This is a genomic window from Dinghuibacter silviterrae (genome assembly GCF_004366355.1).
In the GTDB taxonomy this organism is placed as follows: Bacteria; Bacteroidota; Bacteroidia; order Chitinophagales; family Chitinophagaceae; genus Dinghuibacter; species Dinghuibacter silviterrae.
Genome location: NZ_SODV01000002.1, coordinates 1,118,323 through 1,141,845 on the forward strand (window position 1 = coordinate 1,118,323; position 23,523 = coordinate 1,141,845).

The 23,523-nt window shown below is 55.5% G+C and carries 19 protein-coding genes; 10 read left to right on the top strand and 9 right to left on the bottom strand.

The window, feature by feature from the left end; all coding sequences use genetic code 11:
- Positions 1-30: 30 nt before the first annotated feature.
- Both EDB95_RS21860 and EDB95_RS21865 read right to left on the bottom strand, forming a co-directional pair.
- Positions 31-918 (bottom strand): AraC family transcriptional regulator, encoded by an 888-nt coding sequence (locus EDB95_RS21860; protein WP_133997282.1) that lies wholly within the window; start codon positions 916-918, stop codon positions 31-33.
- A complete protein-coding gene (locus EDB95_RS21865; protein WP_133997285.1) occupies positions 915-1,304 on the bottom strand; it encodes a MerR family transcriptional regulator in 390 nt (129 codons plus the stop codon). Before EDB95_RS21865 ends, EDB95_RS21860 begins: the two co-directional genes overlap by 4 nt.
- 78 nt (positions 1,305-1,382) lie before the next feature.
- On the opposite strand from EDB95_RS21865, the gene EDB95_RS21870 reads away from it, so the two are divergent.
- On the top strand, positions 1,383-1,856 hold the full coding sequence (locus EDB95_RS21870; protein WP_133997288.1) for an acyl-CoA thioesterase: 474 nt from the start codon (positions 1,383-1,385) through the stop codon (positions 1,854-1,856).
- A 7-nt stretch (positions 1,857-1,863) separates the two neighbouring features.
- On the opposite strand, the gene EDB95_RS21875 is transcribed toward EDB95_RS21870, so the two are convergent.
- Entirely contained in the window at positions 1,864-2,877 is a 1,014-nt protein-coding gene (locus tag EDB95_RS21875) for a LacI family DNA-binding transcriptional regulator (protein WP_133997291.1), read from the bottom strand.
- A 216-nt stretch (positions 2,878-3,093) separates the two neighbouring features.
- On the opposite strand from EDB95_RS21875, the gene EDB95_RS21880 reads away from it, so the two are divergent.
- From EDB95_RS21880 to EDB95_RS21905, 6 genes are all read left to right on the top strand, one after another.
- Entirely contained in the window at positions 3,094-3,441 is a 348-nt protein-coding gene (locus tag EDB95_RS21880; protein WP_133997294.1) for a cupin domain-containing protein, read from the top strand.
- Between the two features lie 19 nt (positions 3,442-3,460).
- A complete protein-coding gene (locus EDB95_RS21885; protein ID WP_133997297.1) occupies positions 3,461-4,663 on the top strand; it encodes an alginate lyase family protein in 1,203 nt (400 codons plus the stop codon).
- A 21-nt stretch (positions 4,664-4,684) separates the two neighbouring features.
- Complete coding sequence (locus EDB95_RS21890; protein WP_133997300.1) at positions 4,685-7,747, top strand: SusC/RagA family TonB-linked outer membrane protein; 3,063 nt, start codon at positions 4,685-4,687, stop codon at positions 7,745-7,747.
- Between the two features lie 12 nt (positions 7,748-7,759).
- A complete protein-coding gene (locus tag EDB95_RS21895; RefSeq protein ID WP_133997303.1) occupies positions 7,760-9,187 on the top strand; it encodes a RagB/SusD family nutrient uptake outer membrane protein in 1,428 nt (475 codons plus the stop codon).
- Complete coding sequence (locus EDB95_RS21900) at positions 9,187-10,275, top strand: alginate lyase family protein (protein WP_133997306.1); 1,089 nt, start codon at positions 9,187-9,189, stop codon at positions 10,273-10,275. The genes EDB95_RS21895 and EDB95_RS21900 overlap by 1 nt, the downstream gene beginning before the upstream one ends.
- A gap of 66 nt (positions 10,276-10,341) precedes the next feature.
- Positions 10,342-12,987, top strand: coding sequence for an outer membrane beta-barrel protein (locus EDB95_RS21905; protein WP_133997309.1), 2,646 nt, complete (start codon positions 10,342-10,344; stop codon positions 12,985-12,987).
- Here the strand turns inward: EDB95_RS21905 and EDB95_RS21910 are convergent.
- Positions 12,984-13,394 (bottom strand): Asp23/Gls24 family envelope stress response protein, encoded by a 411-nt coding sequence (locus tag EDB95_RS21910; RefSeq protein ID WP_133997312.1) that lies wholly within the window; start codon positions 13,392-13,394, stop codon positions 12,984-12,986. The two genes, EDB95_RS21905 and EDB95_RS21910, sit on opposite strands and share 4 nt — an antisense overlap.
- A gap of 206 nt (positions 13,395-13,600) precedes the next feature.
- Between EDB95_RS21910 and EDB95_RS21915 the strand changes: the two genes are divergently transcribed.
- On the top strand, positions 13,601-14,791 hold the full coding sequence (locus tag EDB95_RS21915; protein ID WP_133997315.1) for a hypothetical protein: 1,191 nt from the start codon (positions 13,601-13,603) through the stop codon (positions 14,789-14,791).
- 14 nt (positions 14,792-14,805) lie between these two features.
- Here EDB95_RS21915 and EDB95_RS21920 read toward each other — a convergent pair whose 3' ends face one another.
- Positions 14,806-15,837 (bottom strand): phosphatidylinositol-specific phospholipase C1-like protein, encoded by a 1,032-nt coding sequence (locus EDB95_RS21920; RefSeq protein ID WP_246073762.1) that lies wholly within the window; start codon positions 15,835-15,837, stop codon positions 14,806-14,808.
- Positions 15,838-16,045: 208 nt separating this feature from the next.
- Between EDB95_RS21920 and EDB95_RS21925 the strand changes: the two genes are divergently transcribed.
- The gene (locus EDB95_RS21925; protein WP_133997321.1) at positions 16,046-16,876 is read left to right on the top strand and encodes a lipocalin-like domain-containing protein; all 831 of its coding nucleotides are present in this window, start codon (positions 16,046-16,048) and stop codon (positions 16,874-16,876) included.
- Here the strand turns inward: EDB95_RS21925 and EDB95_RS21930 are convergent.
- The 3 genes from EDB95_RS21930 to EDB95_RS27360 are packed head-to-tail and all read right to left on the bottom strand — an operon-like array spanning position 16,854 to position 18,765.
- On the bottom strand, positions 16,854-17,741 hold the full coding sequence (locus tag EDB95_RS21930) for an OmpA family protein (RefSeq protein ID WP_133997324.1): 888 nt from the start codon (positions 17,739-17,741) through the stop codon (positions 16,854-16,856). The genes EDB95_RS21925 and EDB95_RS21930 overlap by 23 nt on opposite strands.
- A gap of 1 nt (position 17,742) precedes the next feature.
- Entirely contained in the window at positions 17,743-18,603 is an 861-nt protein-coding gene (locus EDB95_RS21935; protein ID WP_133997327.1) for a serine hydrolase, read from the bottom strand.
- An 18-nt stretch (positions 18,604-18,621) separates the two neighbouring features.
- Positions 18,622-18,765 carry a hypothetical protein gene (locus tag EDB95_RS27360; protein WP_162852721.1) on the bottom strand — a complete coding sequence of 48 codons (144 nt, stop codon included), beginning with the start codon at positions 18,763-18,765 and terminating at the stop codon, positions 18,622-18,624.
- Positions 18,766-19,041: 276 nt separating this feature from the next.
- On the opposite strand from EDB95_RS27360, the gene EDB95_RS21940 reads away from it, so the two are divergent.
- Positions 19,042-21,408, top strand: a complete 2,367-nt coding sequence (locus EDB95_RS21940; RefSeq protein WP_133997330.1) for a TonB-dependent receptor — start codon at positions 19,042-19,044, stop codon at positions 21,406-21,408.
- On the opposite strand, the gene EDB95_RS21945 is transcribed toward EDB95_RS21940, so the two are convergent.
- Positions 21,405-23,495, bottom strand: a complete 2,091-nt coding sequence (locus EDB95_RS21945; protein ID WP_133997333.1) for a M1 family metallopeptidase — start codon at positions 23,493-23,495, stop codon at positions 21,405-21,407. The genes EDB95_RS21940 and EDB95_RS21945 overlap by 4 nt on opposite strands.
- Between the last annotated feature and the right edge of the window lie 28 nt (positions 23,496-23,523).

The window sequence follows — 23,523 nt, forward strand, 5'->3', positions numbered from 1 at the left end:
TATAAAAAGCCCGTTGCACTCTGAAAGGTTTCAATGGTACATTTCCCGGATATAGGTCCGGTATTCGACCGGGGTGCGCTGGGTAAGTCGTTTAAAGAACCGGTTGAAATAGGACGCGTCCTCAAAACCCAGCTCGAACGCGATCTCCTTAACGGCCCGGTCCGTATAGAACAACAGGCGCTTGGCCTCCACGATCAGGCGATCATGGATGTGCACGATAGCGGGCTTGCCACTTTGCTCCTTGACCACGTCACTCAGATGACCTGGAGATAGGTGAAGCCTGTCCGCATAGTCCGCCACCTCGTGGAGTGCTGCAAACGACTCCTCGATCATGGACAGGAAACGGTGGAGCAACACCCGGTCGGGCGTAGACGCAGCGGCGCTGTATTGTTCGGTATACAACCGGCTCAGGTAGATCAGCAATACTTTCGTATAGGCCAGCAGCATGTTTTGGTGCCAGGGGCCCTTGTTGCCGTATTCGGCGAGGATCTGGCCAAGAAGGCCTTCCACGAATACGACATCCGCTTCGCCTAAGGTAAGCTCGTGGCCGCCCTGTGGGTTCCGGATCAGCGGCAGGTTTTTGAGAAAACCGCTTTCGTCCAGTGCCAGGAATTCCTCGGTAAAGCTGATGCCCACCCCTGAGATAGGTTTGGGTTCTTCCTTTAGATGGACCTGGTGCGGGACCGTAAAATAAAAGGTGTTGGGCTGTAAAACGTAGGGCTTCATGTCCACCCAGTGCCGGCTGCTCCCGTTCTTGACAAAACTCAGGAAAAAATAATCCTTCCGGTGCGGCACCAGGAAGTCAAGCTTTACATAGCCCGACGAACGATCGTACCAGAACGCACGAAAACAGGGGTTGCCCGTCGCGGGATCCGGTTCGAAGGGATAGTGTGGGATGGGGATCTCGGCGGTGATCATAGACAACCCTCCATAATGTCGCCAATGACACACCTGCCGGCGGCGTCCTCGGAAACGATCGACGCCAGCTTCGTCCTGGTCGCCACCAGTTGCCGGATGGTCTCGTCTATCCGCGCGATCTTTCGTTGCACATAACGGATACCCCGCTCCGGCTGCATCACCCCTTCCTCCATCAGGGTGATGATGCCCAGGGTTTCCTGGAGGGTAAAACCGTACTCCTTGATCTGCCGGATGGCGCACAACCGGCGAAGGACGGACTCCGGGTAGTCCTTGAACGCAAAGCGGTTCCTTGTCCGGTCTTCCAGCCGTATCAGGCCTTTTTTCTCATAAAACCGGATAGTATCCTTGCTAAAGCCCGACTTTCTGGAAAGTTCGCCGATCCGCATAAAAAATATTTTTGAGGGGTGGTGAACACCGTTGACTATACTCCAAGGTGTATGTTTGTCCGGCTAAAATACTGAATTATGGAAAAGGAACCTATGTCCCTCTATACCATCCGTTTCAGCGACTGCGACCCTTTCGGGCACCTGAACAACGGGCGCTACATCGATTATTTCCTGAATGCCCGGGAGGATCATCTCCGTGATCACTATGGGATCGAACTCAATGAGTGGGCCAAAAGGGGGATCGGTTTTGTCGTCAACCGGCACGACATCCGTTACCTGCGCCCCGCGGGCTATAACGAACGCGTAGCCATCCGGTCTGCGTTGATCGGTTGGACCGACACGGAACTACACGTGGAGTTACAGATGTGGGACGAGCCGCTCCGGCAGTTGAAGGCGATCGTTTGGACGAGCTTTACCCGTGTCAACGCGGCGACCGGGCGGAAGGAAGCACACACGCAGGAGACGATCGAATTCGTCCGGTGGGCCTTGCTCGAAGGGGGCCCGGAGGGCCTGGACGAGCGCATCGCCGCGCTCCGTACCGCGAATGCCTGACCCGTTCTTAAAGCCTCTTCGAGGACTCCCGGACAAACAGCTTCGGTCGTAGCACCTCCTCTACATGATACATATCCTCCTGGTTGTGCATCGCCTCGATAAACAGCTTGGCCGCAGCCTTCCCCATGTCAAAGGACGGCTGGTCGACGCTGGAGATGGTAGGGGTCAGCAGGTTGACGATGGGCTCGTTGTTAAAACCCACCAGGCCGATGTCGTGGGGCATCGAGAGTCCCTTTTCCTTAATGGCCAGCATCGCCCCCAGCGCCATCCGGTCACTGATGGTAAAGATCGCGTCCGGTCTTTTGCGCATGGCCAGCAATTCAAGCGTGGCGTAGTACGCATAGTTCTGGTTGAAGTCGCAGTGAACGACCAATTGCCTGTCGATATTGACCTTTCGTTTTTTCAGCGCTTTGAGATAGCCGTCCACCCGGCTGTTGCTGACGCCTAAGTTAGCCGGACCCGCCAGCACCGCGATCCGTTTGTACCCCTGGTCCAACAGGTGTTCGGTGGCCAGCAGCCCGCCCTCTTCGTTGTCCAGGCGCACGCTCGGCGCCGTGAGGTGCGGCGTGACCCGGTCGAACACGACCATGGGTAGCCCTCTGGCCTGTACCTTTTTAAAGTGATCGAAGATCTTCGTTTCGCTCGACACGGACACGATAAACCCGTCGACCAGGCTGTCCAGCAACCGTCCCGTGTTGAGGATTTCCCGGCCGAACGATTCATTGCTTTGACAGACCATGACCGTATAGCCCGCTTCGAGGGCGACCTCGTCGATGCCCCGGATCATCGTGGACAGGACATAATCCAGATTGGGCACGATCACCCCGATCGTGTGCGTTTGTTTTTGACGCAGGCTCAACGCCAGCTTGTTGGGTTGGTAGTTCAGCTCCTCTGATAAAAGGACCACCGCCTGTTTGGTTTCGGCGTTTATATCGGGTGCATTTCTGAGGGCCCTCGACACCGTCGAAATGGAGATCCCCAGCCTTTGCGCGATGTCTTTTATCGTAGCGGGTTTGTTCATTACGGTATAAAGATAGGGGGAAAAATATGCCCGATGGACCAACTGCCGATAGCGTTACCGGAAACGTTGCCGGTGAGAGAATATTTAAAAAAAAGAGGTACTTCGCTGGAAATACTGAATGAAAATTAAAGATTAGGGGATTTTTTTTGAAATCTTTTTCTGCACAGGAGACCGCATTCGCCCCATGTTTGAAATAATATTGATGGAAATGCAACTATGAAGATAAACGGCCTGGTTAAAGGTTTTGTAGAGGATGAAAGCCTTCCTTGGGAAAGTGTGGGTGATGGTGTTCAACGGAAAATACTGGCGTATGACGATCGCCTGATGGTGGTGCGGGTGCGTTTCGAGAGCGGGGGCATCGGCCCCTTGCACCATCACCCGCATTCGCAGATCACCTACGTCGAAAGCGGTGTTTTCGAGATAGAAATGGACGGAGTGAAAAGGGTGTTGAAAGGAGGAGATGCTTACTACGTAGCCTCCGGCCTGGTGCACGGGGCGGTATGCCTGGAACAGGGTGTCCTGGTCGATGCGTTTAGCCCCACCCGTGAGGATTTCTTGCTATAGCGCCCAAAATTGATTGCTGATGAAAAGGATGTTCTTTGCTGCTTTACTCCTGTGTCCTTTGTATAAGGACGTTTTTGCACAGACACAACTGTTGTCCAGGTCCGACATGATCAAACTGGACTTCCGCCTGCTTGCCGAAAGGAAGCGCGCGGTACAGGCCCATGACCCGGCCTGTCAAAAGGCGTTTGCCCAACTGCGGGAAGACGCCGACGGTTTTTTGGGCTGGGGACCGGTGAGTGTCATGCAAAAGGATGGAATGCCGCCCAGCGGCAGCAAGCACGATTATATGAGCATCGCGCCCTACTTCTGGCCCGACCCGTCAAAGCCGGGCGGGGTACCTTATATAGGCAGGGATGGAGACGTCAACCCCGAAGTCAAAAACTATAAGGACAAGGAGAACATCACCAAACTTTGTGACGGCGTCTATACACTGGGTCTGGCGTATTATTTCACCGGGGAAGAGAAGTATGCCCGGCATGCGGCGGAGCTTTTGCGCGTATGGTTCCTCGATACCGCTACCCGGATGAACCCCAACCTGAATTTCGGACAGGCCGTAAAAGGCGTCACCGACGGGCGGGCGCCGGGGTTGATCGAAACCCGGAATTTTGCGTTCCTCCTCGATGGGGTGGACCTTATAAAGACTTCGAAGGCCTGGACAGCGGGTGATCAAAAGGGCCTCAAAGACTGGTTCCGGTCTTTCCTCTTTTGGCTGCAGACCAGCCCGATCGGGTTGGACGAGATGCATGCCAAAAACAACCACGGCGTCTGGTACGATGCCCAAAGCCTGTCCATTGCCCTTTACCTGGACAGCACACAGCTGGCGAACCAGATTGCGCTGAGGGCGGCCGGAAGGCTGGATGCGGAAATGAACGACGACGGCCTTTTCCCCCTGGAGCTGAAACGGACGACTTCCCTGCACTATTCGGTTTTTGTGCTGAACGCGTTTTATGTGATCGCCCAGATGTCGGAACAAACCCCGACCAACCTCTGGACGTGGACGTCTCCTTCAGGGAAATCGCTCCAAAAGGCATTTGACGCCATCCTGCCTTTCCTCGACGGGGACAAGCCGTGGACGGGTCCGCAGATCCATCCCTTTGAATTCAAAAATGCGGTGCCCCTTTTATTGAGGAGCGCCCAACGATATGGCTGTACCACCTGTCCCGAAATGATCAAAAAGATCACCGGGGACCAGGAGGGACGCCTGCTGTCAAACCTTCTATAGTTCTTTTTAATAACGATTGCCATGCCAAAACTATTTTTTCCACTCTTACTGCTGCTATGCGCCTATGTCCCGCTACAGGCGCAAACCATCAAGGTGACGGGGACGGTGGTGTCCGCGACCGGTCACCCTGTTTCGGGTGCTACGATTCACCAAAAAGGCGGAAGCGCCGGTGCGATCGCCGCAGATGACGGATCCTTTTCGATCGACGTTCGCCGGACGAAAAATCCCATCCTCATCGTGACGGCCATCGGTTATGAATCCACCGAAATCAAAGCGGAGGAAACCCCGCTAAAGATCGTCCTCAAGGAAACCTCCAAGGGGCTGGAGGACGTTGTGGTGGTCGGTTACGGGACCACCCGGAAAAAAGACCTGACCGGGGCGGTGGCTTCCGTCCCTATGCGCGATGCGGACAAGGTGCCGGTGATCGGTACGGACCAGATGCTTGAAGGGCAGGTGCCCGGGGTACAGGTGACGCAAAGCCAGTCTCAACCCGGGGGCACCGTTTTCTCCATCCGGATACGCGGAACCAACTCGATCAATTCAAGCAGTGAACCCCTGTACGTCGTTGATGGTTTTGCGGGGGCCGATATCACCACCATCAATCCTTCGGACGTCCAATCCATCGACATCCTCAAAGACGCCTCGGCCACGGCCATTTACGGCAGCCGGGGTGCCAACGGGGTCGTCATCATTACGACGCGCCGGGGCAGGGTAGGCCGCTCCCTGACGATCGAAGCCTATACGGGCGAGCAACAGGTCACGAAAGAATACAAGATGATGAATGCCCAGCAATACGGCAACTTCCTCATCACCCTCCAGACCCAGCAAAACCAGCTCAACAATACCAACATACCCCCACCGTATACCCAGGCCCAGGTCAACGCCATGGGCGCCGGTACCAACTGGCAAAACCAGATCTTCCGCGTCGCCCCCGTGTCGAATATGTCGGTGGGGTTGAGCGGCGGAACCGAGGATAGCAAGTACTACCTCGGTCTGAACTATTTTGACCAGCAGGGGATCATCATCGGGTCCGATTACAAACGGGGGATCGTCCACTTCAACCTGGATCAGTATATGGGGAAAGTCCATGTCGCCGTGTCGTCCCAGGCGTCCTACGGGTACCAGGACGCGCCCACGGTCAATACCAGCGGGGGCGGGACTACGCCCAGCGTCCTGTGGGATGCCGTCCGTTTCAGCCCGATCCTCCCCGTCCGGGACAGCACCGGTGCCTATACCTATGTCAACGGTCCAGGCCCGATCGTGTCTCCTATCGGCAACCCGGTGGCGTATGCCAACGAGGCCCAGGACGGGAACTATGGACTAAGGGCCTTTACCAACGTGTTTGCAGACTATGAACTGCTTCGCGGGCTTCACCTGCGGAGCACCTTTGGCGTAGATTACCTCAACGGAGGGGAACGGAAGTTCGTCCCCACCGACCTCTACGTTGCGGCCGCCAACGGCGGGTCCGCTTCCCAAAGCTCTACCCAGAACTATACCTGGCTCAACGAAAACACCATCACCTACGATAGGGAATTCAACCGCATCCACGCCATCAACGTCGTGGGCGGTTTTACCTTCCAGCACTGGTACCAGAAAAGCTTTAGTGAAGGCATCACCAACCTTTCCACGAATGCCGAAGGATCCAACAACTTAGGCGTCGGTACACCAGGGACGCCCGCTTCTTCCTACCAGGACAACGTGCTCTCTTCCTATTTCGGGCGGCTGAACTACCGCCTCATGGACAAATACCTCTTCACCTTCACCATGCGGGCGGACGGATCTTCGCGTTTCGGGGCCAACAACAAATGGGGCTACTTCCCCTCCGGGGCCTTTGCGTGGAGACTGTCGGAGGAGCCGTTTATCCGCCGGATCAAAAAGATCAGCGACCTGAAACTCAGGACCAGCTATGGGGTGACAGGTAATCAGGAGATCGGGGATTATCAATCTTTATCCGCCTATTCCAACAACGCCTATTCCCTGGGCGGAACGCCCACCCCGGTCGTCGGCATTTCCCCCAGCAACATCCCCAACCCCAGCCTGAGCTGGGAATCCACCGCCGCCTTCGACGCGGGGCTGGACCTTGGTCTTTGGAACAACCGGGTGACCTTTACCGGGGACTTCTACTATAAAAAAACCTCGAACCTCCTGTTGAACGTCAGCATCCCGCAAACCTCCGGCTACTCCAGCATCCTGGAAAATTCCGGGGCGGTGCAAAACGAGGGGTTCGAGTTTGGGATCAACAGCCGGAATATAGAAACCCACAAGGTCAAGTGGTCGACATACCTCAATTTTTCCACCAACCGCAACAAGGTCCTGAGCCTGGGCAGCAACCAGCAGATTTATGCCGGGGACCTGAGCAGCAGCATATTCCCGTCCGCTACCTTCAAGTCGGGGATCCTGCTGGTGGGTAAACCCATCGGTTCCTTTTACGGCTACGTTTTCAACGGCATCTGGCAGACATCACAACAGATCGCCGAAAGCGGTACCAAACAAGCCGTCCAGCCCGGAGACCCCATCTACAAAGACCTGAACGGGGACAGCCTTATTAACGGTTCCGACCGGACCATCATCGGTCACGCCTTGCCCAAGTTCACTTACGGGATGACCAATACCATTACCTACGGCCGGTTCACCCTGAACGTCTTTATCCAGGGGGTCTATGGGAACAATATCTTCGACGAGAATTTGTACGAAGTGCAAAACGGGTCCAACAACTTCAACCGCCTGGCCTATATCGGTACGGAAAGCTGGACGGGACCCGGCACCAGCAATACGCTCCCCAGGGTCAGCAGCGTCCTCCGGAGGAGTATGGGGGTCACCAGCGACGTGATCAAAAACGGGAGCTATCTGAGGTTCAAGACAGTGACCTTGTCTTACGAGTTGCCGCTCCCCAAAATGACCGCCGTGTTCAAGTCCGCGTCCGTGTATGCGACCGTCCAGAACCTGGCCACCATCACGTCTTATCCCGGTTATGACCCCGAGGTCAATTCTTTTCCCACCAGCAACGCCCTTTCTTTGGGCACCGATTACAATGCCTATCCGAACTACCGGACCTACCTGGTCGGCGTACGGTTTGGATTTTAAAAAACGATTGTCATGAAACGAATCATAGGATTTTTCGCCCTGCTGGCCAGCGTTTCCTGTACCAAACAGCTCACGGAAACCCCCCACAGCTTTCTGACGCCCTCCAATTTCTATAAAACCGCCGCGGACGCCCAGACCGCGCTCAACGGCGTCTTTTCCCCCTTACAGGCCCAGACCTATTACCAGCGGACCGTATACATCGTCGGCGACCCCATGGATATGTGGTACCCCAATCCCATTTCGGGCGACCGGGGTGACCTGTACGCGGGTACCTATACCGGCACCAACAGCGAGGTCACCAACTGGTGGGTCAACAGCTACAAGCTCATCAAAAACGCCAACGACGTGATCGCGTACGTACCGGGGATCAACATGGACGTGCCCACCCGGAACAACATCGTGGGCAACGCCCATTTCCTGAGGGGCATGGCCTATTTCGACCTCGTCCGGGCTTATGGGGACGTCCCGCTCCTGCTGGCGCCCTATTCCGATAGCGTACCCCTTTACCCCAAACGGACCGCCGCCGCGACGGTATACGCCCAGGTGATCGCAGACCTCCAGTATGCCGAGACCAATTGCGTCCACATGGCCCAGATCCCCACTGCCGACATCGGCATGATTTCCACCGAAGCCGCTTCCGCCATGCTCGCCCGGGTTTACCTCCAACACGCAAGTACCTCGTTTGCCAACGCCTCCGATAACCAGAACGCGCTTGCCGAGTGCAACAAGGTCATCGCGTATGCCCAGGCGAATCCCACCGTGCTCACCCTGGTGTCCAGCTATGCCAGTATTTTTGCCGTGGGTACCAAGAACGGTCCAGAATGCCTGTTCAGCATCCAGTTCGGCGCGGCCCCCAACGCCGTCAACCTCACCAACCGGATGTTCGATCCCACCACACTCCCCACCTACGGAGGATATGGTTCGTTGATCGCGCTGAATTCCTATTTCAACTCCTTTGATCCCGAAGATACCATCCGCCGTGACGTCGCCGTGGGCACCGTCTCCGGCGGTTTCCACTGGATCTCCAAGTACCGTGACCCCGGTGTTAAGGCCGGTGCCAGCGGACGCAACAACTTTATCGTGCTCCGCTATGCCGACGTCCTGCTCATGCAGTCCGAAGCCCTCAACAACATCAACCCCGCCGACCCCACCAAGTTCAACGGCATCAACCAGGTCCGGACCCGGGCGGGGCTTGCGAACAAATTGCTTACTTTTACCAATACCCCCGCTTCCTCCGATTTCATCAACGCCCTCGTCAACGAAAGGGCATGGGAGCTTGGAGCCGAAGGGCAACGACGCTGGGACCTCATCCGGCTGGGCAAATACCAGTCCATCAAGGCCGCCCAGGGGTACACCATCGACAACAACCATTTGTTTTTCCCTATACCACAAAGTGAACTGGATGTAAATCCGAACCTTGTGCAAAATCCCGGCTATTGATGACGCGCATCCCCTTTATACTCTTTTTCGTCGCCCTCGCCGCTGGCACTCGCGCCCAATTCGTCAGTCTGAACAAAACGGAATTGTCCACCCTTCGTCACCTGATCGACACCAGCGACGCGTACAAAACCGTTTTCGCACCCCTGAAGACCGCCGCCGACGAGGCCCTCGGACAGACCCCCAACCCCATCGAAAAGATCCGGTCCGAGGGGCTCCTCCAGGGTAACCCCCTCAAGACGGCGAGCCTCAAGGCTGTCGAAGACGGGCAGAAGGTCTACAGCCTGGCGCTCGTCTACCGGCTCGATCGCCAAAGACGCTACCTTGACAAAGCCCGCGACTACCTGCTCGCCTGGGCGCGCACCAACAAAGCCACCGGCGACCCCATCGACGAGACAAAGCTCGAAGACATGATCACCGGCTACGACCTCGTGCGCGGCGAGTTTTCCACCGCGGACCGGTCCCCGGTCGACGCCTGGCTCGACAGCGTTGCCGCCGCCGAAGCTTTCAGCAAGTACGCCAGACCCGGGAAAACCACCTCCTTCAACAACTGGAACTCCCATCGTTTGAAGATCGTCACGCTCATTGCGTACACCATCCATACGACAGTATACGACACCATCTGCCGGCAGGGTCTCGAAGCACAGCTGGCCGTCAACCTCAACGCCGATGGCACCACCTGGGACCTCCTCGAAAGAGACGCTTTTCACTACCACCTTTACGACCTTGAACCCTTGCTCAGGACCTGTATGGTGCTGCAGCGCGCCACCGGCAAAGACTATTTCACCTGGCAAACCCCCAAAGGTGCCTCCATCAAACACTGTGTCGACTACCTCCTGCCCTACATGACCGGTGAGAAGACCCACGGGGAGTTTGTCAACAGCAAGGTGGCCTTCGACCAACAGCGCGGAAAGAACCACGAGAAGGGGTACGAGTCGGGGACGCTTTTCGATCCCAAAAACGGGTTGTATGCATTGTCGCTGGCGGCCTACTTCGATCGTTCATACCTGCCAGTGATACAACAGGCCGGCGGCGGCGGCTTTTTTAGCTGGACGCTCGCGATGTCGCTGCTCCAGGCGCGACAACCCTAGGGCGCGACAACCCTAGGGCGTGACGGGCGGTATACCATACTTGGAAAAGACGCGTTATCTTGCCATATGCGTCTTGCTGCCCTTTGGTTTGCCCTGCTCTTGATAACTTGCCCCGCCGCGGCCCAACTTCAGGGGAGTGTGAGCGGCCGTTTACTGGACACGACCCAACACGAAGTACTTGACGGGGCCACCGTTCGTCTCTTACGGATCGTAGGTAAGGACACGACCACTGCGGCTACGGCCTTAACCCGGGGCAATAACTTTAGTGTTGGCCGGCTCCCCCTGGGAGATTACCTGCTGACCGTAAGCTTTCAGGGGTATCGCACCTGGTGGGGGCGCATCCGTCTAAGCGACCGCCAGCCGGACATCGTGCGTCTACGGATCTACATGCAGATTGCCATGGCGGAACTCGGGGACGTGGTCGTCCGGGATGAAAGACCGGTGCGCGTACACGGGGACACGACCAGCTACGCAGCGGACCAGTTCCACACAAGGCCCAACGCGGCGGTAGGCGACCTTCTGCAAAAGATGCCCGGGATAGATATCCTGCAGACCGGTACCTTGATGGCCCAGGGGGATACCGTCAAACAGATCCTCGTCAACGGAAAACGTTTTTTTAGCAACGACCTCCAGGTCGCGCTCCGGTACCTGCCCCGGGACATGGTGGCGACCATAGAAGTTTTTGACGACAAAAGCGACCAGGCCAAGTTTACGGGCGTGGACGATGGTGTCCGTATCCGAACGATCAACATCGTGCTGCGAAAATCCATCAAGGCAGGCTTGTTCGGACAGGCGGAGGCCGGCGCCGGTGGGGATGGGAACGAGACCCTTTACTCGGGTCGGGTGGGGTTGCACCAATTCCACGGCAACATGATGAACTCCCTCATCGGGCGGGCGGATAATACCACACCCGTCATGGGTGGCACCCAGCGGAACCTGATGGGGGGGATCAATTTCTCCGACCAATGGACAAAGCGAACCCAGTTTTCCGGTAGCTACCAGGCCAACGGCCAAAAGGGAAATTCATCGGTGGGGTCTTATACCGAGAACCTGATCCCGGGTGACAGCTCGATCTTTAAAACCCAGCAATCAGGCAGCCAAAACCATGGCAACGGTCAAAACCTGAACCTGAATTTTGAGACCGACCTGGACAGCGCCGACCACCTGACCATCCGGGCCAACGGGTCGGTGAATTCGAACGTCAGCAGCAATCAAAATACCTCCACCTCCATCAAGGGAGTGACGGTTCCTTTGAATAACGCCAACAGTACGTCCGGGAGTTCCAATTCCACCACCAACGGCGGCGGCTCCATCCTTTGGGGACGACGGCTGGGGAAAAAAGGACGGAACTTTTCGGTGTCGGCGGACATCAATGCCACCAACGGGACCGGCAGCGGGACCAATCAATACCAAAACACCTATTTCAACCCGGGCCGCCCGGACAGCCTCGCCTCGGCGAACCAGTACTACACCGATCCCAACAAAAACTTCTCGTATGGAGTGGCGGTATCTTATACCGAGCCCCTGAGCAAACACTCCTCCCTGACGGCTGACTACCGCTATTCCTTCGTCCGGTCTCGCACCGGCCGCGCCACCAGCGAGTGGGACAGCACCACCCATCGGTATGATGTACCGGATTCGCTGCTGACCAATCTTTTTGCCGACCGATACTGGAAACACTCCGGTGGTCTCCGGTACCAATATGGGAGCAACCACCTCCAGGCCACGGCCGGCCTGAACCTCCAGGACGGGGAGAACCAAAGCAACAACCTCAGTAACGGCACCACCCTGTCGCAACGATACCTCAACCTTTCCCCCCTGGCCACCCTTGACTTTATGCCCAAGGGTGGTAAAAGCATCCGGATAGACTACCAGGGCCAGACGACGCAGCCTCCGCTGACCGCGCTCCAGCCCCTGGTGAACAACAGCAATCCCCTCAATGTGATCATTGGTAATCCCGGGCTCCGGCAGTCGTTTACCCATTCGGTGGGCGTTTCTTTCCGGACGTTTAGCCGAAAAGACTTCAGCCATGTTTTTGCCTCCGTGCGGGCCTCGGTCACGGAGAACCAGGTCACCGACCGCACCACCGTCAACCTGGCCACCGGGGTCGATACCACCACCTATTCCAACCTGAATGGGAACTATAACCTTTCGGGGAACTTCGATTATGGATTCCGGTTAAAACACCCTGCCTCCAATGTCGGTTTGGGGCTGGACCTGGGGGATATGCACAGTGTCGGCTACATAAACGGCATCCTGAACACGTCCAGCAATTATACCCTGGCGGGCAATATCAAATGGACCAGCAGCCTGCCCGATCACCTCGATTTGAATGTCAGCTACCACCCTGCGTACAACATCGCGGTGTATTCCGCAGAGCCCTCGCAAAACACCCACTATGCGGTGCAAAACCTGCGTGTAGACGGGCTATACTATAGCCGGAACGGATGGGAGCTGGGCAGCGACCTCACCTATACCGCCTACAGCGGCCGGCCGGTGGGTTTTAACCCCACCACGTACGTATGGAATGCCTCCCTGGCCCATCTTTTTTTCAAAAGGCAACAGGGGGAATTGAAGTTGTCCGCCCACGACCTGCTCGATCAATCTGCCAGCGTAAACGAGGTCATCACCCCCACCATGAAACAATACAATTATGGGCAGATGCTGGGAAGGTACTACCTCCTCACCTTTACGTATCACTTCAAAGGCTAAAATGCCTTGAACCCTCTTTCCGAGATGTCCTTGTACAACAAATCACCGTGCATCCAGGACTGGCTTACGTGTTTCTTCGACGGATCGTTGTTGCTGTTGCCAAACGAACCCGTGGCCCACGCAAAATAAAGGACCAGCACCAGGAAGAAAAGGCCTACGTTCAGCTGGCTGATGCGGAAGTTGCGCCAGCGTTTTTTGGGATACACCAGCAATCCGTTGACGACGCTTCCCATCAATAAACCGAGCAGCGCGACGACGATGGCGTACACGACCGCGATCGGTGCAAAAGTAAGCCAGTTGGTTTGTGAAAGACGATCGAGGTCGGGGATGTTGATGGCGACCAGAATGCCAAAGATGAGCAATGCATTGCAAAGGACCGCCAACAAAAGAATGTTGAATGTCTTCATGGGATCGGATTTAGTGTTTATACGCCTGTAAGGCATCCTGAAGGTACGACATTTTTTTATTATCTGATTTTGAGGGATTTGTTTTTGCTTACGTCATTGAATGTCAGTATAATCTATGTGGTTTTTTGCGGCGCAGCCCGGATTTTTCTCCAAGTTGTCCAGTCTGTTAGGTAGGATTACTTATATTCATTGCCAAAAATATAACCATGAACCAAATCAAAATCCTCGGTGTCATTGCCCTGCTTTCCATCCTGGCGGCCTGCCGGAAAAGCGGGCCTTCAGCGCTGTCCCTTTCCTCCGGAGCGAAAGCCTCTACCTCCGGCATGGGCGGGTATAACCTGACCTCCGTTAACGACAGGGCTATTGCCGTTGACTTTAACGGTGTAGGCAGTACCGGGAAAATGGACCATATACTGCTCTACCGTCCCGGGGCCGGTTTGATATCCATTATGCAGAACAACAGCAATTCGTTTTCTCCGATCTGGCAGTCAACCACGGGCATTGGAGGATATGACCTTCTGGGAGGGCCGAGGACGGCCAGCGACAATGCGCTGGACCTTGCAGCGGATAAAATCATCGCCTTTGATTATACCAGTTCGGGACACAACGACTGTCTCCTCTGTTACCGGCCTGGGACCAAGACGGTCTGGATATTGCAGTGGCGGCTAAAGACGGAAAGCTGGGTCCCCGTTTTTCAATCTTCCACCGGGATCGGCGGATTTGACCTTTCCGAGGTTCAAGACAAGATCATCGCGTTCGACTATAACGGCAGCGGCAAAATGGATCACCTATTGATTTACAGGTCCGGTTCTGCCGCAACCGTCTGGATATTGAAGAATGTAAACGGGACGTTTTCTCCCGTGTTTGAAGGCGGCGGCATTGGTGGGTACAATATGAATCAGCTTCAGGACCAGATCATCGCGTATGACTGGAATAGCTCCGGCTTAATGGACCATCTTGTTTGTTATCGTCCCGGCAATGAGGCCGTATGGGTCTTGCAAAATGTAAACGGGTCCTTCAGCCCTGTATACCAAACATCCAGCGGGTTCCCGCAATTCAGCGTCGGTCTGCCACAGGATCGGATATTCGCCTATGATTTCACCGGCAACGGGCATCAGGACGCGCTGTTTTGCTATCGTCCGGGAACAGGGGTATTTGCTGTAGAGCAACGGAATTCGGGCGGTTTCAATTCCAATTTTAGCTCACTGGGCCAGGGGCTCGCGGGGTATGCTTTCCCCTACGATCCCACGTACGTCGACGGGTATATCGGCGATCGCGGCTTTGCGTTCGACAATCAAAGTATCGGGCAAAATACAGGCCTGGTATTTTATGACGCGGGTACCAATCTCATTGATGTGTTGAATAACAACAACGAGTCGATTACACAGGTGTTTTAAATACAAGGAATCAATCATTGCCGCGCTAAAACCCGCTCATCTCCCATGAGTGGGTTTTCTCTTAGGTATCCCCCCTCTCCGAACCGGATGACGTATGGAGAAGAGAACAAGGTACTTTCCCTGTAGTAATCCGTGGATATAATCTGCGCCCCCGACGCGCAGGCGGCGCGAAAGCGATTCAGGTCGTTGCGCCGGGCCTCCGTCGTGCCCTCGTCCGCGCGGGTCCGGACGATATAGCCCCGCCGCACATATTCCCGGATCTTGTCCAGGTTTTTGATGGGATCGTTGATGATCAGAAAAGCCGCCTCCGGTGTCCCTGAGGGCGCATCGGCAAACAAAACGCGGTGTTGCAGCGAAGGATGCCCGGCCATGTACGCGGCGCGTTTTTTGCCTTTTTCATCCAGGATAAAAATAAACTTTCCTTTAGCATTGCTCATGGTAGGCCAATGTCCGTCCAGAACCGCGCGTTCCAGCGTAGGTTCGCTGCCCCTGACGTCGTCCGGGGTGAGCAGCTTGTCCGCGCCCAGGCCTTCAACGAGCGCCTTGTCCAGTTGGTCAAAAACGCCGGCAGTGAACTTTTCCGGCTTTGTCAGGCCCGGGATACGGTCATCCTTGGCATTGACGGTAATGAAGACCGGCGGGTGTCCTTTATGGGCGTCTGACCATGCCCGTAACTCGTTCAGACAGGCGGTCAGTGTAGGGCAACTGCTCCGGAAATCGATGTCCTGGATGTGCATGATCTTAAAACCCGGCGCCTTCATCTCCCCGGCCGGATCATAAGGAAAGTCCCGGCTGGCCCGGCCTTCCCATGAAAGTCCCTTCGGATGGGCATACTTGCCTCCCTGCGTGTCCGCATACAGATCGATCTCCAGGTTGCATAAGCCCATCGAAAGCTGATCCGAAAGGCTGATGTGGGTATAGTCCAGGGAATTGGCAATGGACTGCCCCATATACCGGATCATGTTGAAAAGCGGCGGGTCGATGGCTTGTTTGTAGCTGTTGTGCGAGCCGATGACCTGGATCATATTGAGGGGTAGGTCATCCATGGAGTGTTTCTCCCTCGCCGAAGATAGTAAAACCAATAGAAATACGGGTAGGGCAACACGGATCCCGGTTGGCTTCATGATTGAATGGGTTGGTTATTCAAAGTTGCCAAGTAGATATGAATAGGCCGATAACGGAAGGTTACATTATTGTTAAGGCCGGGGGCTGATTACGGGGACGTATATGCGCGTACGTCCGTATATTGAGGACATGAAACCCATGTCCTTCTTCATCCTCCTTGTCTTGCTCACCTCGTGTTCGCTCAAACCGCGGTTGACCGGAAAGGTCTGGTCCCTGGTAGATGTCTCGACGCCCCGCATCGGCAAAACGAATGAGGGCCTCCCCATGACGCCTCCCCTGGAAGATATGGGTAGCTTTTTTCGATTTTACGACAACGGATCATTCACCGCGAAGATCCAGACCCTATTCCGGTACGGGAAATGGAATCTGGACAAAAATAAACTGACCCTGGTCGCGGAAGACGGTACCACCTTCCGGTATAAGGTGGTTTCTTTTTGGAGGAGTGACCTCGTGCTTTTTATAACCAGTGGGGTGGATCATCCCATGGACGTCAACCTGCATTATGAGGCGGGACCCGTCATCGATGATACGGCGCAGGATGCCTTCAGCCTCCAGAATAATCTTTGGGAAATACCCGCCCGTCAAAAGGAACCCGACGCCCTTATCCTGGCCCGCGTCCGCAATCACCTAAAGTGTCAGCTGTTATATATACAAAAGGCCATTGACAAAAAAGAAGAATACCTCTCCGTAACCGAATTCACCAGCCCTTTGGCCTTCTATGGCAATGGGATGGCGCTCAAGCCCCTGTCAAGGGTACCCGCTGAATGGACAAATCTTTTTTATGACAGCGCGGACGCGTCCCGGGCGTATGAAGCCCTGAAAAACGGGTTTAGCGCGGACATGAAGCTGCCCAGCACAAATAATGCTTTTTTCGTGTACAAAAGCATCCTCGAACAACTCTATGTAAAAGTCTACCTGGATACGACGAGCATTTTGATCACCCCGGCTTCCAGGCGATGACCCTGATCTGCACCCGCCGGTTCGCCCCCCTTTCCCGCTCGTTGCGTTCGTCCGGATAGAGCTTGTAGCTCGCCTGGAATCCCTTGTACCGCATGCGCGCCGTGTCGATACCATGCGCGCCCAGATAGTCATAGATAAAACGGGCCCTTGCCGTGGAGAGATTGATGATGTGGGTGTCCAGGTCCAGCGCGTCCACGCTGTCCGGCAGACAACAGACAAAACCCTGTATTTCGATCTGCAGGCCCTTTTGCTCCGCCATCAACCGGATCAGTTCGTTCAGTGCTTTATAAGAAGAAGGCTCGGGGTAATGATGTCCACCATAAAAGTTGACGCTGCGCAGGACGACGGTTTTGCCCGGCATGGACGCCGGGTCCTTAAAGAGGGCGGACAGGGGGCCTTCGTTCCATTCGATCAGGGAGTCACCACCCCTCGATACGGAGTCGCCCGGCCCCGTCCTCAGCCCTGTGGCCGTTCCCGTGTATCGGATCATTTCGACCCGCCGGTTGAGTGCGCGTTTCTCCTCGCTGCCGTTGTCGTTCAGTGGCTGCCTTTTGCCGTATCCCCGTGTCGTGCGCAGCAGGGTATCCGCTATGCCCAATCCCCGGAGATACCGCCGCACCGCATCCACGCGTGCCTGGGACAGGCTATCGTTATACGGATCTCCCCCGATATTGTCGCAGTGTCCCGCAAGGCTCAACCCCGTCATCACCCGGCCCGGGGGCAGATGCATGAAGCCCTTGATCCGGGCCGTGTCTCCCGGTGCCAGTATGGATTGATTGTAAGGAAAAAGCAAGGTCAGGGTATCCGCTTTTTGCCCATACCCTTTTACACAACAAAGCACCAAACAAGCAAGGATCGTCTTCATGTCATCGATAATAGGTCCAAAGCAACGCGGAAAGCCGTCGCGTCAGCGCCCAGGCCTCGTTGTCCTGCGTCCACCGCGTATCCGTATTGTTCTTTGTAAAAATGCTGAAAATGTAAGGGTGTCTGCCATGGACATACACCACCTCGTTCCGGCTACTGTCCAGCGCCCCGTTTTTGTCCGCCGCAAAAACACCCGCCGGGATTTGCGACAAAGCCTCCTCGTCCCAATACTGACGGCCCAACAACCGAAGCATCATCGCGCTGGACTTCGGATCAAACACTTCGCCCCGGACGATCCTGTCCATGATGTGTACGATCTCCCGGGGCGTCGTTTGTCCCCAGCCATATCGCTCCCAGTCGGCGCTCCGGCCCGGTGTATGGCTGTTCACCCTCGTTTTTGAAAAACCCAGGCTATCCAGGAGCGCATTGATCCGGGTACCCCCGCCCGCAAGCCCCTGTAGCCAAACGCTCGCACAGTTATCGCTGATCGTCAGCATCAGCATCATCACCTTGCTCAATTCGATGGTGCTCCCCGGTGTAAAGTCCGAAAGGATATCGTCTCCTTCTTTAAAGAAAAGCGAATCCGTATACGTCAGGCGCTGGTGGTAATCCAGGGCGCCCGTGCGGATCTTGTCCATGATCCCCAGGAGAATGCTGATCTTGACGATACTCGCCGTCGGAAAAAGAGCATCCGGCTGGCACGCTGCATACCGGTCCCGACCAGGGTCGTATATATAAATACCCACATCGCCATGAAAGCCCTGCGTGAGGGAATCCACCCGTTTCTGGAGCCGCCGGTCCAGGTGCTGGGCCCGGCCAATCAGGGTGACCAGCGCCAGGGCTGTGCAAAGAAGGAGTCGCATAGCAAGCAAAAGATCAATTTAATCAAAATTTTCCCAACCGTACACTACGTTGCCGCTGTTTGCCCTCTCGCTCCCGTCGTTGACCCACAAATTCCGGTTTTCCACACCATCGTTGGATACGTCCCTGCAACGGAACCATACCTTGCGGTAAATACAAGACATGGCCCCGCGTTTGCTCCTCACCCTTTTGTTCCTGGCTATTGTAGAAGGCCCGGGGGAGGACTATCCACGGCCGCGTCAGGCACCGGGAATGAGCATCGTCCGGGCCCAGAGATTCACCTTTAAGCCCCATTCAGTAAAGACACATCTTGCCCATTAAGCGCTTGCTTAAACTTTTCATGATATTCGAATTCGGTGTAATATCTATGTAAAAACTTCGTTACCGGTATTTAATACTTCGATTTCGGTTTATTTTTATCATATAAATACCGAAATCGTATGAAATGCGCATTATTCTGCTGCCTGGTCCTTATGACTATGGGTACCGCATTCGCCCAGGGTAGCTTAAAAGGACGGATCCTGGAACAATCCACCAAACAACCGATACCCGCTGCCGTCGTTTCTATTAAGGATACCCGCTGGACGACCGTTACGGATACCTTGGGTATGTATTCCATAAAGGGGATCCCCGAAGGGGAATATATCCTCCAGGTGAGCAGCGTAGGATTTCAACCAAAAGAAACAGACCGGGTCGTCATTACATCGGGGAAGACTTTTTACCTTGAAACGGAACTCCTGAATAATATATCGTCGTTAAAGGAAGTAACGATAAAAACGTTCCGGAACGAGCAAAACCCTGCGTTGCCTGTTTCCACGTACTCCTTTTCCCGGGAAGAGATCTTCCGCACACCGGGAGCTCAGGGGGACATCTTCCGGGTGATCGGCATCCTTCCAGGGGTCACCAGCAGCGGTGGACAGTTTTCTGCCATTGCCGTGCGCGGACAAGGCGTAAGAGACAATGTCTACATGGTGGACGATATTCCTATGACAGCGGTATCCCACCTGGAAGGGTCGGGCGGCGGATCCGTTTTTAATGATCCCAACGGTGGCCGGTTTAGCATTTTTGCGCCCCGGGTCGTCGACAATGCCACCTTCCAGGGTGGGGGCTTCGGGGCGGAATACGGACGGAAGTCGTCGTCTTACCTGGGGTTGGGTATCAAGGAAGGCAACCGGGAAACGCCTTCCTTTAGCGCCCAGGTGGACCTGCTGGGCGCTACCCTGATTTATGACGGGCCTTCGTATATGGATAAGAACACCAGTATGTTCGCCACGGCGCGTTATCAGAATTTCTATTTGCTGGAAAAGGTGGTCGGCCTAAAGGACGTCGGGTTGCCGATGTATGGTGACTATATGCTCAAAACGACAACGGCTTTGAACGCACACAACAAGTTATCTCTTTTGGTCATGTACAATCCGGAGAAGTATACCTTGGGTATAGATGATGTCAAGCAACAAACCACCATTCAAAGCACCGATCTGGTGACGACGACCAACAACAAGTTCCTTGCAGGGCTGAACCTTAGGACACTGACGAGCAAGAACAGTTACTGGAAAAATGTCGTGTATTACCGCTCGCTGAACGCCCGGGCAGACTTGGGTATTGCCTATCCCGAAGCCGATAGCCAGGGGAACTTTGCAGATAAGTCCCACATCCGCTATGAAACGGGTTTGCAGCATAGTCAAAACGACCAGGCCGAAGCAGGATACCGGTCTGTTTTCGTCCAGCACTGGGAACGGATGTCCCTAACCGCCGGCGTCGACGCCTCGTGGATGTCTATTGACAACGCCCAGACCCTGACACATACCGATACGCTGTATACCTTTACGGAAGACGATATTCGGGCACCCGGCCAGAACTACCTGGAGCTGACGCCCGCACTGTTTAATGCCTCGGTGCATAGCAGCGCCTGGAATGCATCCGTTTATTCAAACGTCTCCTGGACGGCATTTCCCTGGCTGGTGCTCAACCCCGGTCTTCGTTATGATTACACCTGGTTCTCTGCTCAGCAAACACTTTCCCCCCGTCTGAGCGGGAGTTTCCTGCTGGACGCCCACCGGAGCATCAATTTCGCCACCGGCATATTTTACCAAGACCCCCTCCCCGAAGATATCGGTGGACAACCTTCCGGCCACCGGCTTCAGGAAGAACGAACCATCCAATACATCCTTGGGTACAAACACTATTTCTCCGAAGACCTCAAGTGGGTTGCGGAAGCCTGGGGGAAACAATTCAACGATCTCATCGTACAACCTTTTAGTGGTCAAAGCCTGCTCAATAACAACGGCACCGGCTACGCCTACGGGGTGGATGTAAGCCTTACGAAACGATTGTCCAGCAAATATTACGGCCAGATCGGCTATTCCTACATGCGCTCGCGCAGGGACGACCATGACGGGCGGGGTATGTACAACTTCGACTATGACCAGCCCCATATCGTCAGCCTCCTGGCCAGCTATCAGCCCAACAACCGCTGGGCCTTTTCCACCAAATTCCGTTATGCCACAGGCCGGCCCAAGGATGCCTATGTGATCCACAGCGACGTCTTTGGGGACCCCTCCTATCTCCGCTATTCCCAGGAGATCACGGGCCGTGCCACCCGACGTCTCGACGACTTCATCAGTTGGGACATCCGCGGGGACTACCGGGTCCGGTGGGGGAAAAAGACAATGGTTGCCTTTGTCGATATTGTGGACCTGTTGGATTATTATGACCAGGCCGGGGAGGAGTTTCAGCCGATCACCGGCAAGACTTATGATGACGGGTTGGGTATATTTCCATCTTTTGGGTTGCGGTTGGAATACTAGTTGTGCACTGTCCGTACATAAAATTCGTCCGTATCTACGCGCAGGTCTTCGGGGCTGGCCGACTCCGGGAGATTCAACGCCTGCCATTCGCTGGTGGCGGAGAGCAGGACCGGCCCGAGGTTTATGCGTATGGGCATCTGAAACCCCGGGACGTCCGCTTGCCAGCGGTAACGGAAACGGCGGTCTTGCAGGGACCATTCCAGCACTGGCAGGGCGGTATGCCGCAGATATTGATCAAATACACAGGTATAATCCTTTCCGGTGAAGGCGTTGAAGGAGCGGATCAGGTCTTCCGTTGTGATGGAGCGGAAGCGCCATTGCGATTGGATACCCCGGAGGGCGCCAAAAAAAAGCGAGTCGTTGTGGATGGCATGCCGCAGGGTGTTCAACAGGAGGCACCCTTTGCTGTACATATCGCCCAAGTAGAAATAATTGACGTTGTACACCCCGATGATGGGCTCCTTGTTTACCGGTACCTGTGCCCGGAGGTAGTCCGCCGCCGCTTTGTCACCGGAAAAAGCGGTATACGCCAGGACCTCTGTGTAGGTAGCAAAAGCCTCGTGTATCCAAAGGTCAGCGAAGTCTGCGCAACTGACACTGTTGCCCCACCACTCATGGGCGCTTTCGTGCCAGAGGGTACGGATGACCTCGGCCTGGTCATAAGTGCCGCCTGGCAAGGGGGTAATGGGCCCCGGGCTGACCGCGCTTTGGTGTTCCATGGGATAGGGGGCTTCCACCAGCTTAAACCCGTCGCCGGCGAAAGGGTAGGGGCCGAAATCCCGTTCATACAGGTCCATCATGGCCGGGGCGCCGCCAAAAACCGTTTTCGCCTTGTCCAGGCTGTACGGCAGACAGTAATAGTCTATGCGCTTGTCTGAAAAGTGCACGTAGTCTCCCAGGTAAAAAACCACGTTGTAGTTGAGGATGGGGTAACTGACATACCATTCAAAACGGCTCCGCCCATCCGGCATTTTATGGGTAGAAAGGAGCCTGCCGTTGGATATGGCGGTGAGCCCGGCAGGCGCCGTCAAGGTGATGCGCATGCTGTCGGGTTTGTCGCTCAACAGGTCTTTGCCGGGCCACCAAAGGCTGCCACCCGTTCCCTGGCAAACGGATTCCGCCCAGGGGTTTCCCAGGGTGTCGTGCAACCAGAGGATGCCGCCTTGCAGGACCGAAGGGTCCGGGAGGATGGGTTTGCCATGGTATTGGACGTCGAGCTCGCCCAGCGTCCCTTGTGATACAGTGGAGGGGAAATCCACGTAAACGGCATTGTATTCCCGGTGATAAGTCAGCTCGTGCCCCTGGTAAAGGATCCGGTCGATCCGGAGGTTGGCATACAGGTCCAGTTGCAGGCTGTCAAAATCCCGCACCGCACGGAAGCGAATCCGGTTACGCCCCTGGACCGACCGTTGTGACGGGTCCAGCGCTACGTCCAGGTCGTAAAAAAGGACGTCGTAGCACGTCCTGGCCGGTAAAGGTGCTCCTTCCAGCGTATCCGCCCGGGTAAACCCCAGGTGACGGTCCGGCGCGTGCATGCGCAGGGCCGGCTGTAGCCCCTGGCTTTTCCGGGGGAGGTACACCTGTTCCCCGATCCGGTCGATCAACAGGCGCTCCACTTGCCCGTTCCGGTCCCGTTGAAAGGTATAAGTGTCATCGAGGACCCGGTATTTGTCCCGTTTCAGTTGATCCAGGTTTTTGGTTTCCATTTTCAACTGTTCCCCGTCCTGGTGAATCAGGATATGAAGAGACGCGTCTATATCCTGGTGATAGCTCCCCAACAGGGACGCCGAAAGGGTGTCTTTGATCCAGGTAAAGCGGCCCGCCTGGTGCACGAGCATCCGGGTGACCTGCCCCGTGCTGTTGGTGTCAAAATCGACGATGGCCACCGGTTTTACCCTGTCGAGGGTAAACCGGCCACCGCCTTCCGGGATCATCCGGATATTCCCGTAATGTTCGGTGGATAAGTAATATCCGTCCGGCCGTTGGAGGATCTGGAAAAGGGTTGTATCGGCCGTGCCGTATTCACCGGCATACTGTGCGCTGGCCGCGAAGGGCAGCAGGGCGAGAAGGATCAGGTAGTGTTTCATGGAAGCAAAACAAGACCCGAAGCTCCAT